Raw genomic sequence first — 18,486 nt, forward strand, 5'->3', positions numbered from 1 at the left:
CCGCTCAAGCCTCGCCAGTCCTGCTCTCAGCCTCGCCAGACGAGTTTTGCGCTGGGGGCGAGCTGCTCTCTCGGGCGCCGCCAGCCTTTCTATCTCCGGTCGAACGGGCCCCGCCGTAGCGAAAGCGTTTCGCCAGGTACTCGAACGCCGCCTGCAGTTCACCCTCATCGATTTCGATTACGCCGAGCCCGGCCTTGAGCGCGATCCTCCCGATGCGCTCGGCTTCACGGGTTTCGGCGAGCTTGAGCTGCTCCTGGAGCTTGGCGATTTCGTCGCGGATTTTAGAGGACGGTTTCTTCATCTCAGGATGTCTCCTTGGGTGCGAAAGCTTGTCTTTCGGATCCACTTTTCCGGATGTCGGTGCGCAACGCACTACTGTGAATCCTACAATCGCCAACGGCGATGCTTTCGTGGATGATCCCGGCCGCTCGACAAGAGCGGCATCCGAAGGGCGCAATTATACGTCGCTATCGCGACGTTCTTCTGACGAGCGCCTGGCGGGGCCGATTTTGCCTCCGAACACCTTGATTTTGCTCACTATCGCGAAAGAATTCCGCCTTGGCCGTCCCTCATTTCTCCGTCAGCATCGTCGCCCGCGGCTCCGGCCGCAGCGCCGTCCTGTCGGCGGCTTATCGGCATTGTGCCAAGATGGACTACGAGCGCGAGGCGCGGACTATCGACTATCGCGCCAAGCAAGGCCTGCTGCACGAAGAGTTCGTTGTTCCAGTCGATGCGCCGCAATGGCTGCGGGCGATGATTGCAGATCGCTCTGTTTCGGGTGCCTCCGAAGCCTTCTGGAACAGCGTCGAAACTTTCGAGAAGCGATCAGATGCCCAGCTTGCCAAGGACGTGACCATTGCGCTGCCGATCGAACTCTCGACCGAGCAGAACATCGCACTTATGCGGGATTTCGTCGAAAGGCATATCACCTCGAAAGGGATGGTGGCGGACTGGGTGTATCACGACGCGCCGGGCAATCCGCATGTGCATCTGATGACGACGCTCCGGCCACTTGCCGAAGAGGGTTTCGGCGCCAAGAAGGTCGCAGTGAAAGGACCGGACGGCAAACCGATGCGCAATGACGCAGGCAAGATCGTCTACCAGCTTTGGGCGGGAAACCTCGACAACTTCAATGCGTTTCGCGACGGCTGGTTTGCCTGCGAGAACCGGCACCTGGCGCTCGCCGGCCTGGACATGCGTGTCGACGGGCGATCCTTCGAAAAACAGGGGATCGAGCTCACGCCGACCATTCACCTTGGTGTCGGCGCGAAGGCGATCGAGCGCAAGTCGGCGGTGGCCGCCGGGGACGTTTCGCTGGAGCGGCTGGAACTGCACGAAGAGCGTCGCGCCGAAAACGCCCGCCGCATCCAGCGCCGTCCCGAGCTCGTGCTCGACCTGATCACCCGCGAGAAAAGCGTTTTCGATGAACGCGACGTCGCCAAGATTCTTCACCGCTACGTCGACGATGCCGGCCTCTTCCAAAGCCTGATGGCAAGAATCGTGCAGAGCCCGGAGACGCTCCGCCTCGAGCGTGAGCGGATCGAGTTTTCGAGCGGCGTCCGGCTGCCGGCCAAATATACGACGCGTGACCTTATCCGGCTGGAAGCGGAGATGGCCAACCGGGCAATCTGGCTGTCTCAACGATCTTCGCACGGCCTTGCCGACGCCGTGCGGGAAGCGACATTTGCCCGTTACTTGCGCCTATCGGACGAGCAGAAGACGGCGATCGCACACGTCACCGGCGGCGAGCGCATCGCCGCGGTAATCGGGCGTGCCGGCGCCGGCAAAACAACGATGATGAAGGCGGCGCGCGAGGCTTGGGAAGCCGCGGGATACCGCGTCATCGGCGGCGCGCTCGCCGGTAAGGCGGCCGAGGGCCTGGAGAAGGAGGCCGGCATTCTCTCTCGCACGCTGTCATCCTGGGAACTGCGCTGGAACGAAGGTCACAATCTGCTGGACGACAAGACAGTGTTCGTCCTCGACGAAGCCGGCATGGTGTCGTCGCGGCAGATGGCGGTGTTCGTCGAAGCAGCGACCAAGGCAGGCGCGAAGCTCGCCCTCGTGGGGGACCCTGAGCAGCTGCAACCCATCGAAGCCGGGGCTGCTTTCCGCTCAATTGCCGATCGCATCGGCTATGTTGAACTCGAAACTATCCACCGCCAGCGCGAGCAATGGATGCGCGATGCCTCGCTTGACCTGGCGCGCGGCAATATTGGCAAGGCGATTGATGCTTATCGCGCGCAAGGCCGCATCAACGGCTCGGAACTCAAGGCGCAAGCAGTCGAAAACCTCATAGCCGACTGGGACCGGGAATACGATCCGCAAACATCCAGCCTGATTCTCGCTCATCTTCGGCGCGACGTCCGCATGCTCAACGACATGGCTCGCGCAAAGCTCGTGGAACGTGGCCTCGTCGCCGAAGGTTTTGTCTTTCAGACCGAAGATGGGCACCGGAAATTTGCCGCAGGCGACCAGGTAGTGTTCCTCAAGAACGAGGGTTCGCTCGGCGTCAAGAACGGCATGTTGGCAAGGCTCACAGACGCAGCGCCCGGGCGTATCGTTGCAGAAGTCGGAGAAGGCGAACACTGCCGCCAGATCACGGTCGAGCAACGCTTCTATGCCAATGTCGATCACGGCTACGCAACCACCATCCACAAGAGCCAGGGCGCCACCGTCGACCGGGTGAAGGTCCTGGCGTCCTTGTCGCTCGATCGCCATCTCACCTACGTTGCCATGACCCGTCACCGCCAAGATCTTGGCTTCTACTACGGCCGCCGATCTTTCGCGAAGGCGGGCGGCCTTATCCCGATCCTGTCGCGCAGACAAGGCAAGGAAACAACGCTCGATTACGCGAACGGCCGTTTCTACGGCCAGGCCCTTCGCTTTGCCGAGGCCCGTGGCCTGCACCTTGTCAGCGTTGCGCGCACGGTCCTTCGCGATCGCCTCGAATGGACATTCCGCCAGAAGTCGAAGCTCGCCGAGCTTGGCGCACGTCTGGCAGCGCTCGCCGGCAAGCTAAGTCTCGCCACCGCTGCCGCCAGGACCTCTCAATCGCACACCATCAAGGAGCCGAAACCCATGGTATCGGGCATCACCACGTTCTCAAGGTCGCTGGAACAGGCTGTCGAAGACCGGCTTGCTGCCGACCCCGGCTTGAAGAAGCAATGGGCGGAAGTCTCCGGCCGGTTCCACATGGTTTACGCTCAGCCGGAAGCGGCGTTCAAGGCCGTCAATGTCGATGCAATGCTGGGGGACGAAACGACTGCGAAGTCCACCATTGCCAGGATCGGTTCCGAACCGCAAAGCTTCGGTGCTCTGAAAGGTAACATCGGTTTCCTCGCGAGCCGCGCCGACGAACAAAATCGAGAAAGGGCCGTCACCAATGCGCCTGCGCTGGCGCGTAACCTGGAAAGGTATCTGCGTCAGCAAACGGAGGCCGAACGCAAATATGAAGCCGAGGAGCGCGCGCTCCGTTTGAAGGTTTCCCTCGATATCCCGGCCTTGTCGCCGGCGGCAAAGCAGACGCTTGAACGCGTACGGGACGCCATCGATCGCAACGATCTTCCGGCGGCCCTCGAATACGCGCTCTCGGACAAGATGGTGAAAGCCGAGCTCGAAGGGTTTGCGAGAGCAGTATCTGAACGCTTCGGCGAACGCATCTTCCCGTCTCTTACTGCGAAAGCCCCCAATGGACAGACATTCAATGCCGTCACGACGGGGATGACGGCCGGACAGAAGGCGCAGGTGGAAGCGGCATGGGATTCGATACGGACAGTGCAGCAACTTTCTGCGCATGAGCGGACGTCAGAGTCGCTGAAGCAGATCGAAACCCTGCGCCAATCAAAGAGCAAGGGGTTCTCCCTCAAATGATAAAGCGAAATGAAGTGAGCCTGCCGTTTCCCTTCCATAAACGACTGGCGGTCCTGAGCATGGCGATAATCTCGATGGTCGCGGCGGCGCTCGTGGTGGCCGTCTTTTACTGCGGTTATCGCATTAACTTCACACCGAGCGAACCCGTCGGTCTCTGGCGTATCGTTTCTCTCGAACGTCCAGCATCCGTTGGGGATCTCGTCTTCATTTGCCCCCCGCTTACGGCGGCAATACGGGAGGCGCGCGCGCGAGGGTATCTCCGCATTGGATCCTGCCCGGGCGCGATCGCACCGCTCATCAAGACGATCATCGCCGTAGCCGGGCAGCATGTCGAAATCGGTGCGCACGTGACGATCGACGGGCGCCCGATCCCATTTTCCGATCTCGCTGAGCGGGACGGCGCAGGTCGACCGATGACGCCATTTCCCGGCGGTGTCGTGCCGGCTGGAAGCGTCTTTCTCTATTCAGCGTTCAGGAGTTCTTACGACTCCCGTTATTTCGGCCCCCTGCCAGCTTCCGGCATCGTCGGCCTGGCGCAACAGGTGCTCACCTATGCGCCTTGACCACCTTCAGTCCGCCCTGCCGATTGCCGCTTCAATCATCATCGGAATGGTGGGATGGAGTGGCCAAGTTCTGCTTCTTCCGGTCACCTTCGTGTTTCCGATCCTCTGGATGCTTGCGCGAACGCGGTTGATTGCCGCGTGTGTCGCGGCTGGCTATTTCCTGGCGGCTTCTCGGGGATTACCACAAGGTGTCGCGACCTTCTACGTCTCCGATCTCTGGCCGGGCCTGTTGCTCTGGCTATGCGCATCGCTGAGCTTTATCGGCGTCCACACATTGTTCTGGACGAGATGCGGCTTTACGCGGCCATTTCGTTATCTCGCGGCGTCGGTACTTATGGCCATTCCACCATTCGGCATCACCGGTTGGGCACATCCGATCACAGCCACGGGTGTACTGTTTCCAGGATGGGGATGGTGGGGATTGGTCGCGGCGACAGCCGGCCTCATCGGCCTTGTAACCCGTGCTTGGCCGGCTATCGTCATCGCCCTTTCAGGTCTGTGGCTTTGGTCCGCCGCAATCTGGACCGCACCGGCCCTACCGGAAGCGTGGCAGGGCGTCGATCTAGAATTGGGCGCTTCGCTCGGCCGCGACATCAGCCTGCAGCGCCACCGTGATCTGATTGCCACGGTGAAGGATCGAGTATCTGACGGCCGCCGTCGGATCGTGCTGCCCGAAAGCGCCCTCGGCTCTTGGACACCGACCACGGAGCGGCTGTGGGTAACAGCTCTACAGGGAACGGACATATCCGTTATCGCCGGCGCCTCGGTCGTCAATTCGGGCGGATACGACAATGTTCTGATTGCCATCTCCGGTAATGGTGCGCAACTCCTTTATCGAGAGCGCATGCCGGTTCCTGGTTCGATGTGGCAACCCTGGCGCCCCTTGCTTGGTCAGAGTGGCGGCGCGCGGGCGCATCTCTTCGCAAATCCGACCGTGACGGTTGCCGACCATCGGGTGGCACCACTGATCTGCTATGAGCAACTGATCATATGGCCGGTCCTCCAGTCCATGCTGTATCATCCGGATGTCATTGTTGCCGCCGGCAATGGATGGTGGACCAAAGGAACCCCTATTGTCGCCATCCAGCGCGCCAGCACGGAAGCCTGGGCGCGCCTATTCGACAAACCCCTCGTCATCTCCTTCAACACCTGACTTACAAGGAGACGTCATGCTTGACGCTACCCTAATCCAACAATGCGCCGACCCTTCATTAGCATCCACGATCGTCGAGCAGTTCGTGACAGCCGCTGGGTCGTCCGACCCTCTTGCGGTCACAGTCAAATCAGGCGGCCGATTGATTCTAATTCCGAAGGCAACATCGGCCGACGAAGCCATGGCGATCGTTCGCCAGTATGTTGAGCAAGCTGAGGTTCGCGTCGGCATGACCCAGTTTCCGGCCGGTGTCAGCGTGAAGGAGGCAGCCGATCTGACACCGGATTTGGTCGATGCCTGCGAGAACCTGCGCAAGGGCACGACGATGTTCGCCAAGGTCCTGCGCATTGTCGCCAAATGGTACGGCAATCCGAAGAGCGATGACGTCTTCCGCCAGATTTTCGAGGACGCGCTCTATGCCTGGAAGACCGGGGAATTCGAAGGAGTGCGTGTATTTCAAGCGCAGGATCCAGGAGCCTCCATCGAATTGCCTCAGCAAAGCGAAGCGCGCTCCATGGATGAACCGCCAGCCGCCGTGACCACTCCCGAGAAGCGGACGAAGGTGAACGAGGATATTGGCCAAGCCGGAATTCGTATCGATCTTTCAAGGATTGGAGGCAAATAGGCACTCGATTCTCACGTCGGAATCGGTGCGACGGATGGAACATCCCCGGCATGCATAATCATTCCTCGAGGGCCAGAAAGTTAAAGGGCAATTCCAAAGTGCCGACGCCACCGGCGAAAAAGGATGCCGCGTAAACGTTCGCCGAATGGGATGAATTTGATGGCCGTATAATCATTCTTCAGGAGGCTGTTGGACATTCGGGGTTGAGGACGCGCCGAGCATTGTGTCCTTGTTTGCCCTGTTTCCGGTTCCCAGTTCGGTACTCGTTATCCGAGTGGCTTAATTTTTGTCTCAGGCCGACGTTTCAGCAATTCAGACGCCTCAACACCTAAGACCGTCGCCAGGCGATCGACAACGTCGATGCTTGCATTATAGACACTGCGCTCCAAAGAACTGATATAAGTACGATCGATACCTGCCCGAAACGCAAGCTCTTCTTGCGACAGGCCTTTGGCTTGACGCGCAGCTTTCAGATTCCGTGCAAACACCTCTCGAATCTCCATGGTGGAGAGAGCAGCGGCTTGCAGAGTATTTCTCCACGGAGTATTCTCTACAGCCGTATTCCGGATATGGAATCTGCATATGAATCAGAGTGATGACGCGTTCGCTGATGCCCTCTTCGTGCGAGCAATGGACTGTCGAGTTTGTGGGTACCTATCTTACTGAAGGATGGGATCTATTTTGCAAAGCGTATACGCTACCGGAAGGTCTCGATCCTTGGCGGGTCGCAAACGAGGTAAGAGGAGAAGCGGATGGACAACGAGGTCTCATTTGAGACAGGCGGCAAAAGAGGGTCTCGTTATAGCGCGATGCGAGAAGCCGATTTGAAAGCATTAGCAATTTCTGCGATCCAAGAGCACCGGCGACTTCTAGCCGCGGATGAAGCCGTCTACGAAGCGTGGACTCTTGCAACCGCCAACGCCTCGACTTCCAGCGACGTGCTCAAGAGCCTGCAAGATGAGTATCTCGATCGTCAAAAGAAGTCAGAAGCGCAGCAGGAAGAACTCTCGGAAATCATCGATGCGCTTGGATATGTTCCTGATGTCCCCTCCGAAAAAGACGAATGATGGTCAAACCAAACCGCGGTCTTTCGCGATTGCCACGAGCTGAGGGATCGTCGCGGCATTCAGCTTCTTGCGTGCGCTATCAAAATAGTGCTGCACTGTTCTTGGGGTAATTCCCATTAAAACGGCAATCTCCCACGCCTTTTTACCCTTTGCCGCCCACGTAAGACACATCGCTTCCCTTGGCGAAAGGAGCCGGCTGGGTGCGACGATCGTCGATGCAGCTATAATCTTCAGGCGATAGTGAATTGCCAGCACCGCTTGCAGCGGGTTTAGATGCTTCTGACATTTTGAAATATCAGCTTTGTGCCCCGAGGAAGCAAATGTCAGCATAATGATCGAGCCGAAACTGCCTTGAACGGGAACCGTCACCCCACTGCGAATGCCATGTTCGACCGCTTCATCCCGAAAACGCTTGAATTCAGAGCTCCCCCGAGACGGCCAGTCATCGATCGCCCAGGAAAACATCTCCATCCGGCGTTTGGCTTCCGTAACGACCGGATCCACTCGAGAATATTGGTTGCGTAGGTAAATTTTCTGCCATTTCTCAGGATAGGAACTGAGTGCGCGGGCGCCAAGACCTTCCGTTTGCAGGTATGCAAAGAATTGAAATCCGCACGAATGAACGAAGCCTTTGAGCCCGCGTTTGATCATCCGTTCATCGTATGAGGCTTCAACCATGTCAATGAGAGCGCTTAAGGCTGGATCCACAGACCTATCTCCTTTCCGTTGTACGTGAAGGCGCCCCCGCTCCTTCGGAAGTGATACAGATCTGCGCTCACCCGCGCAAATATCTATTCACCTCTATTCCGCAATCAAAACCTTCTGACTAAGAAATGATGTTAAACAAAGATGTTTTTTGATGCTGTCTCAGTGACTGCTGTACGCGGAGGGAAAGACGATATCCTGATCGACCAAGACATTGAACTCGTATCCCGGCCGGATCCGGATTGTCGGCTGAACGTTCAGGTTCTTCGAGATGGTCTGCTCGGCAACGCGACCGAAAGTTTCCGCGAAATTCCGTCTGGCGGCATCGGAGGCCGTGTCCTGGGTGGCAAGCGTCGAGCTTTCGGGCATCGACATGTCGATGCCGGTTCCAAGTATCGCGACGAGTGCTGCCGAACTCCACGTGCGCCAGAGATGCCGATCGACCTTATCCTTGAACCCGCCATATCCTTCCCCATCGGTCCCAGCCATGCCGCCGATCTGCAGCGTCGAGCCATTCGGGAAGATCAGATCGGTCCAGACGACGAGCAAGCGCTCCTGGCCAAACGAAACCTTGGAATCGTAACGGCCGAACAACTTGGACCCCTGCGGGATCAGGAGCCGGTAGCCGGTGGCGCTATCATAGACATTCTGGCTGACCTGCGCGGTGATCCGGCCCGGAAGGTCCGAGTTGAGACCTGTGATCAACGTGGCTGGAATGACCGAGCCGCGCTTCAGCTCATACGGCGACATCTGCGGCACGACCTTATTCGGCAAATATCCAAGATCTTTGATGTCCTGATTGAAGAAATCCTCCTTCGAACTTTGGGCATTCTGGTCGACGTTCTGGCCCATCAGCCCGGATTTCGATGCGGCGGCGTAGAGATCCGCGGCATTGTTGGCTGTCGTCGTCGTCTGACGGCCGGTGTCTGTGGAATTTTTAGCGGTTTTCTCGACATCAGAAATATCCACCTTCAAAGGCGAGTCTAGAGCCGTTTCCCGCGCCTGCAGGCGAGCCATCCGCTGGCGTTGAGCTTCGCGGAGATATTGTTCATCCTGCTCCCGCTTTAAGCGGGCTCTCCATTCCTCCTCTGATTCGAGCTGAGGGTGTCTTTCTTGCCGTTCCGTGGGCCGGCGGTCGATAACAGGTGCTTCCTTCTCGAGCTTCCGTTCGACGGTGGGTGTTGGCTGGAACTCTTCGCGTTCACCCGGCTCGCCGATGATGCCGTCACTGATGCCGCGCTTGAGCTGGTCACCGAAGTTCGTCGCCGGTGTATTCAAGGTGCTGACGATATCGTTGCTCCAGTTGAAGGGAAGTCCTCGCCACGATAGGCCAATCATGACCACGCCGAAGAACAGCGCGATGAGGATGGTGGCGGTAATAATTGGCAGCCGATTGAGGCGGCGCATGCCTTTTTGATCGTCGGCTTGCTTTGAAGGGCCGAGCTGGAGCGATTGGATCATACCCCTCCCCTCAATTACGCTGCATGATGGAGAGCGGACTTGCCGGCGTCGCACCGGCTGCCGTTGCTTTGTATGCGCGGCCAAGGGCAATGGAGGGTGTTGACAGCCGCGCAAGCACCTGATCTTGAGTGCCATCGATCGAATAAGTGAGCTCGATCTGTTTCACGTCCTTTCCAACGTTGCCGTCGGTTAGAACGGTGTAGCCAAAGCCCTTTAGGGCCGCCTTTAGGGCCGTTGCAAACTCCGACGTGTCCTTTTCCATCTTGATTGTCGTCGAGCTCACGGGGCCGATCTGCTCGGCGAGCCGGCTTGCCAAGTCGCCGGCGATGGCATTTGCGGTAGGCCCGGAGACTGGCGCGGCGTTTGACCTTGGGTCCACCCCATCCTCAGCAGTTTGGCATGCGGTGAGAAAGCCGCTGATGATGATGACAACGAGAAGCTTGTGCATAGCTCAGCCTCCCCGCCGAATGGTGATCTTCTGCTGGCGCCAGCCGACGCCGGAGACGAGGATCGCCTGGTCGACGGCATAATCGACGATCATCAAATCGTTCTTCATTCGGTAATTGACGATGCGGTTCTGGCCGCCGTGGATCACGAACAGCACCGGTGCATCCTGACCTGAGATCGACTTCGAAAACTGGATGTAGGTTTTCACGCCATCCGAATAGACCCGCTTCGGCTTCCATGACGCGCTTCCGCCGATGGAATAGGAAAAGTTCAGCTTGTCGGGCGCCGTGCCGGGGACGCCGCCGGTCTCAAGCCGTGAATTTACATCTGCGAGCTTGGCCGAGACATCCTCGGTATATTCGAAGCCGACGCGTGCCATGTACTGGCTCGGATGTGACTTGAGCTGGATGTGATAGGTGCGCCGCGACGTCGTGACCACCATCGAGGTGACAAGACCTGCTTCCGACGGCTTGACGATCAGATGGATCGCTTGGCCGCCGATTGCACCGGAGGTGGCAGGCTCCACCTTCCAGCGAACAGTGTCTCCAACGAGAACATCGCGGACGATCTCGCCGCCCTGAAGTTCGATATCGCAGACCTGCAAGGGCGAGCAGACGACGGACGGCTGGGTTTCGCCGAAGAGAAAGGTGACCTTGCCATCGGAGCCGGCCGTCACCAGTCCGGGCGCGACGCGCCATTTCTTGGAAATGGTCGTGCCATTCACCTCATTTGTCGTCATGGTCTGCGCCTCAGCGCTGCCCACAAAGACGAGTCCCGCCAAGCAGCCGGTGGCTGCAATTAGTGCTGTTCTGTGCATGTCAAACCCCTGCCCTCAAAGCTGTGCCGTCCAGTCAAAATCCCTAACGTAGAGGCCGATCGGATTGAGGCGGATGGTCGCCTCGTCCTGCGGCGCGGTAAGCGTAACTGTCGCGATTCCGCGGAACCGGCGCGTCCCGATTTCCTTGCCCTTCCGGTCCCGTTCGTATTCGGTCCAGTCGATCTGATAAGTCTGATTGGAGAGCGCTACTATGTTGTTGACCTCGACGGCGATTGTCGACGACTTTGCCTTTTCGAACGGCGAATTGCTGCGGAACCAATCATTGATCTTCTGGGTCGACGGATCGGACGCTCGCAGAAGCGCATAGGTTCGATCGATATATTGCTTTTGCACCACGGCATCCGGTGTGATGCTGCGGAAGCTCGTTACGAAGTTGCCAAGCGTGGCGCGCACCACCCGCACATCCGCGTATTCGATCTGCTCCGGGAACCCTGAGGTGACCGAGGTGCCGAGCTTGTCGACCTGGACGATATAAGGCACCAGTTTCACCTGGGTGCTTAGGTATATCGCGTAACCGAAGCCGATCACGGCCATGGTCAGACCGAGGATCCCAACGATCCGCCACGCGGCGGCTGCCTGCACATAGGAGCCGTATCGCTCGTTCCATTCCTGGCGCGCGGCAAGATACGGGTTTTCGGGGGCGCGGTTCGCTGCCATCGATTAATCACTTTCTGACTGCTGTTAGTCTTTGCGTTCGGGAGGTGGCTTTGGTCCGCTGTGCCCACTGCGCGCCTGATCCAGCTTGGCGTTAGCAAGACCCAGAATAGACCCGGCGTAGGCGCCGGGAGACCCGATGGCCTTCTCCTTGGCAGCCGAGCCCGCCGCTTTTCCTGCGGACCCCATGCCTGAGCCGAAACCTCGAAGCATCGCGCCTGCGACGGATGACCCTGCGGCCCGAGCGCTTTGAGCTGCCGCGACGCCCGCGCCGGCGGCACCAGCCGCAAGGAATCCCGCGCCTGTGGCAAAGGATGCGGCCTGCCCACCGTGTCTGATCGTCTCCATCCCGCCTGAGGCCGACGCACCTTGGACGACGCCTTGCATGATATTCGGCACGTAGATCGCGACGATGAAGACGACGACGGCAATGCCAGCGATTGCGAGCGCGGTCTGGAATTGATCACCAATGTCGGGCTCGTTTGCCAATCCGATCAGCACTTCCGACCCAATGCGCGAGATCATGACAAGTGCCATGAGCTTCATTCCGACCGAGAAGGCATAGATCAGATATCGAATTGCGAAGTCTTTGGTGTAGGAGGAACCACCCAGACCGAGCATGATCATGCCGGCAAGCAGGCCGATATACATTTCGACCATGACGGAAACGAAGATCGCAGCAACAAGTGAGAATGAGATGACCACGACGACCATTGCAAAAGAAGCCGAGATCGCCAACGCGTTGTCTTCGAAAAGACCGAACTGTATCTTTTCCGACATCTTCGTTGCGACGGCGAGTCCAGCATTGAAGACGTCCGCTGGGGAGGCCGTGCCGCCTCCAGCCCCAATCTGAAACAGACTATCCACCACTGCCTTCGCAAAGGTCGGTCCCTGTCCCAAAACGAAGGCAAAAAAGCCGACGAACATGATCCGCCGGACGAGCTCGGCAAACCAGCTGTCTAGCGAGGCTGCCTGTAATGCGAGCCAGACGGCGGCGATGCCAATCTCGATTGTCGCGAGGATCCAGAATAAGGATTTCGCCGCATCCATGACGGTGGTTTCCCACCCCTTTGCGGCCGTGGTGATTTGGCTCTGTAATGAGGTCAGCACTGAACCTTCTTGGGCAAGTGCCGGCTGTGCTGCCAGCATGCAGAAGGTGGCAATCACCATTGTGGCGCGGAGCCGCCGAAGAGATATTGTTGTCATGTGCTTACCACTCGACTTTCATCTTCGCGCCGCCGGAGGTGGAAGGGGCAGTCCCGCTGAAGAATTTCTCACGCCGCGCCTGCGCAAGGTCCTTGTCGGTCTGTTCGGTCTGAAACCAGGTTCCCATCATAGTCGTTTGCTGTGAGACAAGAGCGCGAAGCTTCTGAATCTGCGCAATCTGTTGCGCAGCGATCTGGTGCCCCACCTGCATAGCCTTCATCTGTCCGTCGGCGGTCTCAGACATCGACCGCAGGGAGGCCATCGTGCCTTCCTCATTGTCGAACTGTTCGGCCGTGAGGCTTGCCGCCTTTAACGTGCTTGCGATCGTATCGCGGTTGGTGTCCGACCAGGACTGATATGCAGTTGAAAAAGAAGCATTGTCTGGCAGGTTGGTCTTCAGGCTTGAGTAGCTCTGAAAGCGTTGTTGCAGCACATCATCGGCATTGCCCATGGAAAACGAGATGCTCTGCCCCTGATCGACGATGCTGCGCAGCTGGTTGAGATCGCTTTCGACCTGCCCCCACATATGCGACGGAAGCGTCGCCGTGTTCTGGAGCATGTTCTGGTAGATATTCAGCTGCGTTTCGATCTGTTGTGCGAGCTGGCTGATCTGGGTGAGCTGGTTCTGGATCTGCTCGCCGGACTTCCCGACCAAAGAGACCAGCTCGCCATTGTTGAGGACCTGCGTCCACTCGGTGGCGGCGCCAGTTGCGGTGCCGGCTTCCGCGGGAATGACGGCGGCGATCGTCAATGCAACCGCCGCGAGGCCAGCGAGCAGCCTATTCGATGGTGAGTTGCGATTCGGCATCGTAAACTCCTCTCGTTTGTAGCCAGTGGATCGGCCAGTCGCGGCCGTGTTCCGAATGGAGGGCGCGAATGCGCTTCAAGTCTTCCTTGCCGGATGCGCCGACGAAACTAAGGGCCACGGGACCGAGCGCCATATCGAACAGCCGCCGGCCTTCAGGGGTGACGGCGTAATATTCGCGCTTGGGGATCGCGTTCGAAACGATCTCGATCTGTCGCTCGTTGAACCCGATCCTCTCATAGAACTCGCGCGTCCCGGGCTCTCGGGCGGCGCCGTTGGCAAGGCAGATCTTCGTTGGGCAGGATTCCTTCAGCACGTCGATGATCCCCGAACGCTCAGCATCTGAAATGGAGTGCGTGGCGAGTACGACGGCGCAGTTGAGTTTACGAAGCACCTTCAACCATTCCCGGATTTTGTCGCGAAATTTCGGATGCCCAAGTGGCACCCATCCTTCGTCGAGGACGATCAGGCTCGGCGACCCATCCAAGCGCTTCTCGATGCGACGGAATAGGTAGGTCAGGACTGGTATGAGATTTCGTTCGCCCATGTTCATCAACTGCTCGATCTCGAAGGTCTGAAAGGCACCGAGCGAGAGACCGTCCTCCTCTGCATCAAGCAGTTGACCCATCGGACCGTCGACAGTGTAGTGATGGAGCGCGTCCTTGATCTCGCGCATCTGGACGCCGCTCACAAAGTCTGACAGCGATCGACCCGGTGCGCCGATCATTAATCTAATCTGGCGCGAGATCGCATTGCGATGATCGGGAGTGATAGTGACGCCCTGCAGCGCGACCAGCATCTCGATCCATTCCGTCGCCCATGCTCGATCAGATTCTTCGGAGAGGTCCGACAATGGGCAGAAGGCCAGCGCACTCCCCTCTTCTTGAGCATCGCCTCCAATTTCATAGTGATCGCCACCGGCGGCGAGCGTGAGCGGCAGGAGCGAGTTCCCCCGGTCGAAGGCAAAGATCTGGGCGCGTTCGTAGCGCCGGAACTGCGCGGCGATCAGCGCCAGAAGCGTCGACTTTCCCGAGCCGGTTGGTCCGAAGATCAGCGTGTGACCGACGTCATCGACATGGAGGTTGAGCCGGAACGGCGTCGACCCGCTCGCCACCTGCATCAGCGGCGGCGAGTTCGGCGGATAGAACGGGCACGGCGCGATCGCGCTGCCCGACCAGACGGAGTTAAGCGGAATCAGATCGGCGAGGTTGCTCGTGTTGATCAATGGTTCCCGAATGTTGCAGTACCAGTTGCCCGGCAGGCTGCCGAGATAGGCGTCGGTGGCGTTGAGCGTTTCGATCCGCGCGCCGAAACCCTCCGCCTGGATTAGCCGGCGGATCGCTTCCGCCTTCTCTTGCAAGGCTTCGCGATCATGATCGAAGAGAATAATGACCGGCGTATAGTAGCCATAGGCCACCAGCTGCGACGACGCTTGCGCGATCGCATCTTCGGTCTCGGCTACCATGGTTATGGCGTCCTGATCGACCGAACGGCTCTGCGTCTGAAACAGCTGATCGAAAAAGGGCCGCACCTTTTGCTGCCACTTCTTGCGAGTGCGTTCGAGCTTCCGCCGCGCCTCTTCTGCATCAAGGAAGATGAAGCGCGAAGACCAGCGATAGGCGAGCGGCATCAGATCGAGGCTGTTGAGGATTCCCGGCCAACTCTCGGCCGGCAGACCGTCGATCGCCACGACGGCGAGGAAGCGGTTTTCGGCCTTCGGCGTCAGGCCATGCTCGATTTCGGCCGTTGCGATCCAGTCGAGATACATAGGAGCGGCAGGCAGCCGGATCGGATGGTTTTCGCCGGTGATGCAGAACCGGACGAACTGCAGCAGTTCGTCATAGCGGGCGACCCGCGCCCCTCCCCTCTCGACAGTTTCCCGGGTTTCCATGCGACGGATCGAAAGGCTGTTGGCGAAATACTGCTCAATCTCCCGGATAGCGTTCTTGAAAATGAACAGCACCGTGTCGGCGTAGGTTTTCTTCCGGCTCTCCTCGTCGGAGTAGATGTATTTGCTGAGCGCCGTTTTTTTGGATTCGAGCGGCCGATAAGTCAGGATGAGCGCATGCTTGCTCTCGAAATGCCCCTGCTCGCGCGCGAAATGCGCCCGCCGTTCGGCGTCGATCGCGCGGGTGACCGCATCGGGAAAGTGGCAACGATCGTCCGACGGATAGTCGAACGTCGGGATCCGAATCGCCTCAACCTGGATCATCCAGCCGCTTCCGAGTCTCGACAGGATCGTATTGATCTGCCGTGACAGTTCGTTGCGCTCGAGGTCCGTTGCGCTTTCGGAATCCGGCCCGGCAAAATACCAGCCGGCCATCAGGCTTCCGTCTTTCAACAGAAGAACACCATTGTCGACGAGGCCGGCATAGGGAACGAGATCCGCAAAGGATGGGCCGGTGGCCCGGAAACGTTTGAGAGCGACCATGCCTTCCCCTCAATACCGGCGCCACGGCGAGGAGGTCGCCTTATACGAATGTTTGTACGAGATATGGCGGACATAGACCCGTCGCATGAGCGGATCTGCCTTTGCCATCATTCTCAGGAGCCCGAGGACGACGATCCAGACGGCAGCGCCGAAGAGCGCGGAATAGATCGTGAGGACGACGAAGATGAGGATGACTGCGGCAAGGCCGGTGATCAGCACCAGTTCCCGGTCCGCGCCCATCAGAAGGTTCGAGCGCGAAAGCGCGCGGTGGATGCGGTTCCGCTGCAGACCGGACGCGGACTCAGCCATTGGTCACTCCTGCGCCTTTCAAGCCGTCCGAGGCGATCAGCTCCCTCGTCAGGCCAATTGAAGCACCAGTCGCACCGAACAGGCCCACAATGGTCGTGGCACCGAGCAGAATGCCGGCGACGAGAACCACGTACACAAGTCGCCGTGCGAAGTCGTTCAACTCCCCACCAAATATGAGCATGCCGCCGGCTATGGCGACAGCCGCAAGTGCGATGTATCCTGCCACGGGTCCGGTGATCGACTCCTGAATCTGCTGCAATGGTCCTTCCCAGGGCAGTCCGCCACCGCCCGAACTGGCGAGTGCCGGATCACGCGAAGCGAGCACCATGGTTAGGACAGAAAATGCGACCGTGACGACGGAAGCCTTACGCGACATGACGGGACTCCTCTTCTTCATCGACTTGGTCTGAACCGATCTCGTATTGGCCCTCCGCGAACCGTTCGATTTGGATGACGTCTCGAACCCGCCGCCCGCGCGGTGTCCGTTCAATGGAAATGATGAGGTCGACCGCCTCACCGATAACCTCGTGCATCGGCTGCTGGCTCGCTTCCGCGGTCAATTGTTCAAGGCGGCGGAGCGCCGACATGGCGGTGTTCGAGTGAATTGTCGCCACGCCTCCGGGATGACCGGTGTTCCACGCCTTCAACAGAGTCAACGCGGCACCGTCGCGGACTTCGCCGACGACAATCCTGTCGGGGCGCAGTCGCATCGTGCTCTTCAACAGTCGCGCCATGTCAACGGTATCGCTGGTATGTAGAAGAACGGCGTTCTCGGCCGAACAATGAATTTCGGCGGTGTCTTCGAGGATCACCAGACGGTCTTCGGGGGCGAATTTGACGATCTCATCGATCAACGCGTTCGCAAGCGTCGTTTTGCCAGAACCGGCGCCCCCGGATACGATGATGTTTAGCCTTTTGGAAATCGCATTTCGGATCATCAAGGCGTGGTATCTCGTCAGCGCGCCTGAGCGCACATATTCTTCGAGCGGAATTGGGCGTGGGGCACGGCGGCGGATCGTAAAGGCTGGCTTGGCGACCGCTGGTGGTAAGAGGCCTTCGAAGCGGTGCCCACCTATCGGGAGCTCGCCGGAGATGATGGGTTGCTTCGTGTCTACCTGGGACTGAATGAAATGCGCCACAATTCCGATCACGGTTTCCGCCGCGACGGGCGACATTTCGCCGGCCGCCGCAACGCCGTGAGCGAGGCGCTCAATAAAGAGCTTTCCGTCCGGATTGAGCATTATTTCGATCACATCCACTTCTTCCAATGCGGCGCACAGCTTATGGCCGAGCGCGTCTTGAAGTTTGCAGACAAGCCGGTGGTGAGAGCGGAGCTGGTTCACGGATCTCTCCTTTTCCACTGCCCATCTGGCGAGATGAATTCAGAGTGGTAATTGGATGGGCGAAGCCGGAGGAATGTCTCGGCGTTCACCGGTAAGGTGCCCGCGACGGCTATTGTCTTGCCAATATTCTTGGGTTCGCCCAATCGTGACAGGCGCCATCCAACGCGTGCAAGGATCCGCTCAAATCGAAGATCGGTCACCGTGACGAGCTCCGTGTACCCATTTGCGATGCACCATTCGATGATGCCCGCGAACATGGTCAAAGTGGCCTCGTGGACGAGGCCCCCTCCGCGAAGATCGACCAAGGTCGTGTCCACGCAAAAGCGGGAGCTTTCGATCATAGATGGATGGGCGTTTAGTTGTCCGTGTGTCAGCAGTGAGGAAAAGACATGCGTCACCATCGTTGGACCCATGGCTGGCAGGAGCCTAGCGCATCCTGCCACACGAGCGCTATCCGATACGGCGAGAATGTAAGTCGGCTGGAGAGCGTCGAAGGCGTCCGCTTCCCGGCCGTCAAGAACCCCAACCTCCCAACCCAATCGATCTGAAAACACCTGAGCTCGAAGTCGATGATGTGCTTCGAGAAGGTGCTGTGCGGAAAGCCCCTGTCTTGTCGATATCGCAACAACTTTCATGCTGATCTCCGTCGCTTAAATTTATCGACAAAGAGCAGCACGGATTAGAATGGCTGGGCAGTTGTAGAATCCTACAAGGTATTTCGGTGAGTCGCGCCGTTTTGCGTGAGGACGTGCTGATCTGATCCCGCGTTATCCCCTTAGTTGTAGGAATCATCAGCGAACAAATACGCAACGAACGTTGCGGTACGGAGCAGTAACAGATTGGATTCACAGGTGAAACGCCGATCGCGGCGTTAACCATAGGTCAAGGGGCGTCCCGCCTATTAACAGTTTATTAGCCGCATTTTCCTTGCCGGCCCGGGAGAATCGGACATAATAACGGTTCAGTGGCATTATCGGGCCGAAAACCGTTATCTGAAAGATTTCTGACA

At 58.5% G+C, this 18,486-nt stretch carries 19 protein-coding genes; 5 read left to right on the forward strand and 14 right to left on the reverse strand.

Annotated features, from left to right (window positions below; genetic code table 11):
- Window positions 1-4: 4 nt before the first annotated feature.
- Window positions 5-301 (reverse strand): conjugal transfer protein TraC, encoded by a 297-nt coding sequence (gene traC / locus QA646_RS29305; protein WP_283060802.1) that lies wholly within the window; start codon window positions 299-301, stop codon window positions 5-7.
- 257 nt (window positions 302-558) lie between these two features.
- On the opposite strand from traC, the gene traA reads away from it, so the two are divergent.
- The 4 genes from traA to QA646_RS29325 are packed head-to-tail and all read left to right on the forward strand — an operon-like array spanning window position 559 to window position 6,211.
- Window positions 559-3,870, forward strand: a complete 3,312-nt coding sequence (traA, locus tag QA646_RS29310) for a Ti-type conjugative transfer relaxase TraA (protein WP_283060803.1) — start codon at window positions 559-561, stop codon at window positions 3,868-3,870.
- A 59-nt stretch (window positions 3,871-3,929) separates the two neighbouring features.
- On the forward strand, window positions 3,930-4,433 hold the full coding sequence (traF, locus tag QA646_RS29315) for a conjugative transfer signal peptidase TraF (RefSeq protein WP_283060804.1): 504 nt from the start codon (window positions 3,930-3,932) through the stop codon (window positions 4,431-4,433).
- Window positions 4,423-5,586 carry a conjugal transfer protein TraB gene (locus QA646_RS29320; RefSeq protein WP_283060806.1) on the forward strand — a complete coding sequence of 388 codons (1,164 nt, stop codon included), beginning with the start codon at window positions 4,423-4,425 and terminating at the stop codon, window positions 5,584-5,586. The genes traF and QA646_RS29320 overlap by 11 nt, the downstream gene beginning before the upstream one ends.
- 16 nt (window positions 5,587-5,602) lie before the next feature.
- The gene (locus QA646_RS29325; protein ID WP_283060807.1) at window positions 5,603-6,211 is read left to right on the forward strand and encodes a TraH family protein; all 609 of its coding nucleotides are present in this window, start codon (window positions 5,603-5,605) and stop codon (window positions 6,209-6,211) included.
- Window positions 6,212-6,477: 266 nt separating this feature from the next.
- Here the strand turns inward: QA646_RS29325 and QA646_RS29330 are convergent, their stop codons facing one another.
- Window positions 6,478-6,714 (reverse strand): helix-turn-helix transcriptional regulator, encoded by a 237-nt coding sequence (locus tag QA646_RS29330; RefSeq protein WP_104825904.1) that lies wholly within the window; start codon window positions 6,712-6,714, stop codon window positions 6,478-6,480.
- A 249-nt stretch (window positions 6,715-6,963) separates the two neighbouring features.
- Between QA646_RS29330 and QA646_RS29335 the strand changes: the two genes are divergently transcribed.
- Window positions 6,964-7,278 (forward strand): transcriptional repressor TraM, encoded by a 315-nt coding sequence (locus tag QA646_RS29335; protein WP_283060809.1) that lies wholly within the window; start codon window positions 6,964-6,966, stop codon window positions 7,276-7,278.
- Window positions 7,279-7,281: 3 nt separating this feature from the next.
- Here QA646_RS29335 and QA646_RS29340 read toward each other — a convergent pair whose 3' ends face one another.
- The 12 genes from QA646_RS29340 to traI all read right to left on the reverse strand — a co-directional run bounded on the left by QA646_RS29340 (window position 7,282) and on the right by traI (window position 18,112).
- Complete coding sequence (locus QA646_RS29340; protein ID WP_283060811.1) at window positions 7,282-7,986, reverse strand: autoinducer binding domain-containing protein; 705 nt, start codon at window positions 7,984-7,986, stop codon at window positions 7,282-7,284.
- A 159-nt stretch (window positions 7,987-8,145) separates the two neighbouring features.
- The gene (gene trbI / locus QA646_RS29345; protein ID WP_283060813.1) at window positions 8,146-9,444 is read right to left on the reverse strand and encodes an IncP-type conjugal transfer protein TrbI; all 1,299 of its coding nucleotides are present in this window, start codon (window positions 9,442-9,444) and stop codon (window positions 8,146-8,148) included.
- Window positions 9,445-9,454: 10 nt separating this feature from the next.
- Window positions 9,455-9,892, reverse strand: coding sequence for a conjugal transfer protein TrbH (gene trbH / locus QA646_RS29350; RefSeq protein WP_283060815.1), 438 nt, complete (start codon window positions 9,890-9,892; stop codon window positions 9,455-9,457).
- Window positions 9,893-9,895: 3 nt separating this feature from the next.
- Complete coding sequence (gene trbG, locus QA646_RS29355; protein ID WP_283060816.1) at window positions 9,896-10,708, reverse strand: P-type conjugative transfer protein TrbG; 813 nt, start codon at window positions 10,706-10,708, stop codon at window positions 9,896-9,898.
- Between the two features lie 15 nt (window positions 10,709-10,723).
- Window positions 10,724-11,386 (reverse strand): conjugal transfer protein TrbF, encoded by a 663-nt coding sequence (locus QA646_RS29360; RefSeq protein ID WP_283060817.1) that lies wholly within the window; start codon window positions 11,384-11,386, stop codon window positions 10,724-10,726.
- Window positions 11,387-11,410: 24 nt separating this feature from the next.
- Window positions 11,411-12,589 carry a P-type conjugative transfer protein TrbL gene (gene trbL / locus QA646_RS29365; RefSeq protein WP_283060818.1) on the reverse strand — a complete coding sequence of 393 codons (1,179 nt, stop codon included), beginning with the start codon at window positions 12,587-12,589 and terminating at the stop codon, window positions 11,411-11,413.
- A 4-nt stretch (window positions 12,590-12,593) separates the two neighbouring features.
- Window positions 12,594-13,397, reverse strand: a complete 804-nt coding sequence (gene trbJ / locus QA646_RS29370; RefSeq protein WP_283060819.1) for a P-type conjugative transfer protein TrbJ — start codon at window positions 13,395-13,397, stop codon at window positions 12,594-12,596.
- Entirely contained in the window at window positions 13,369-15,825 is a 2,457-nt protein-coding gene (locus tag QA646_RS29375) for a conjugal transfer protein TrbE (protein ID WP_283060820.1), read from the reverse strand. The genes trbJ and QA646_RS29375 overlap by 29 nt, the downstream gene beginning before the upstream one ends.
- A gap of 9 nt (window positions 15,826-15,834) precedes the next feature.
- A complete protein-coding gene (locus tag QA646_RS29380) occupies window positions 15,835-16,134 on the reverse strand; it encodes a conjugal transfer protein TrbD (protein ID WP_283060821.1) in 300 nt (99 codons plus the stop codon).
- Entirely contained in the window at window positions 16,127-16,510 is a 384-nt protein-coding gene (locus QA646_RS29385; protein ID WP_283054526.1) for a TrbC/VirB2 family protein, read from the reverse strand. Before QA646_RS29385 ends, QA646_RS29380 begins: the two co-directional genes overlap by 8 nt.
- Window positions 16,500-17,477: a P-type conjugative transfer ATPase TrbB gene (gene trbB, locus QA646_RS29390; RefSeq protein ID WP_283060822.1), complete on the reverse strand. Its 978-nt coding sequence runs from the start codon at window positions 17,475-17,477 to the stop codon at window positions 16,500-16,502. Before trbB ends, QA646_RS29385 begins: the two co-directional genes overlap by 11 nt.
- The gene (gene traI / locus QA646_RS29395) at window positions 17,474-18,112 is read right to left on the reverse strand and encodes an acyl-homoserine-lactone synthase TraI (RefSeq protein WP_283060823.1); all 639 of its coding nucleotides are present in this window, start codon (window positions 18,110-18,112) and stop codon (window positions 17,474-17,476) included. Before traI ends, trbB begins: the two co-directional genes overlap by 4 nt.
- Window positions 18,113-18,486: the final 374 nt, after the last annotated feature.

Source organism: Rhizobium sp. CB3090, from assembly GCF_029714285.1.
GTDB lineage: Bacteria > Pseudomonadota > Alphaproteobacteria > Rhizobiales > Rhizobiaceae > Rhizobium.

Excerpts from the sequence above, each read along its gene's own strand:
- trbJ (WP_283060819.1), bottom strand. The coding sequence starts at position 13,397 with ATGCCGAATCGCAACTCACCATCGAATAGGCTGCTCGCTGGCCTCGCG.
- trbG (WP_283060816.1), bottom strand. The coding sequence starts at position 10,708 with ATGCACAGAACAGCACTAATTGCAGCCACCGGCTGCTTGGCGGGACTC.
- traF (WP_283060804.1), top strand. The coding sequence starts at position 3,930 with ATGGCGATAATCTCGATGGTCGCGGCGGCGCTCGTGGTGGCCGTCTTT.
- QA646_RS29335 (WP_283060809.1), top strand. The coding sequence starts at position 6,964 with ATGGACAACGAGGTCTCATTTGAGACAGGCGGCAAAAGAGGGTCTCGT.
- trbL (WP_283060818.1), bottom strand. The coding sequence starts at position 12,589 with ATGACAACAATATCTCTTCGGCGGCTCCGCGCCACAATGGTGATTGCC.
- QA646_RS29385 (WP_283054526.1), bottom strand. The coding sequence starts at position 16,510 with ATGTCGCGTAAGGCTTCCGTCGTCACGGTCGCATTTTCTGTCCTAACC.
- traC (WP_283060802.1), bottom strand. The coding sequence starts at position 301 with ATGAAGAAACCGTCCTCTAAAATCCGCGACGAAATCGCCAAGCTCCAG.
- QA646_RS29360 (WP_283060817.1), bottom strand. The coding sequence starts at position 11,386 with ATGGCAGCGAACCGCGCCCCCGAAAACCCGTATCTTGCCGCGCGCCAG.
- trbH (WP_283060815.1), bottom strand. The coding sequence starts at position 9,892 with ATGCACAAGCTTCTCGTTGTCATCATCATCAGCGGCTTTCTCACCGCA.
- trbI (WP_283060813.1), bottom strand. The coding sequence starts at position 9,444 with ATGATCCAATCGCTCCAGCTCGGCCCTTCAAAGCAAGCCGACGATCAA.
- QA646_RS29380 (WP_283060821.1), bottom strand. The coding sequence starts at position 16,134 with ATGGCTGAGTCCGCGTCCGGTCTGCAGCGGAACCGCATCCACCGCGCG.
- traI (WP_283060823.1), bottom strand. The coding sequence starts at position 18,112 with ATGAAAGTTGTTGCGATATCGACAAGACAGGGGCTTTCCGCACAGCAC.
- QA646_RS29330 (WP_104825904.1), bottom strand. The coding sequence starts at position 6,714 with ATGGAGATTCGAGAGGTGTTTGCACGGAATCTGAAAGCTGCGCGTCAA.
- QA646_RS29325 (WP_283060807.1), top strand. The coding sequence starts at position 5,603 with ATGCTTGACGCTACCCTAATCCAACAATGCGCCGACCCTTCATTAGCA.
- QA646_RS29375 (WP_283060820.1), bottom strand. The coding sequence starts at position 15,825 with ATGGTCGCTCTCAAACGTTTCCGGGCCACCGGCCCATCCTTTGCGGAT.
- QA646_RS29320 (WP_283060806.1), top strand. The coding sequence starts at position 4,423 with ATGCGCCTTGACCACCTTCAGTCCGCCCTGCCGATTGCCGCTTCAATC.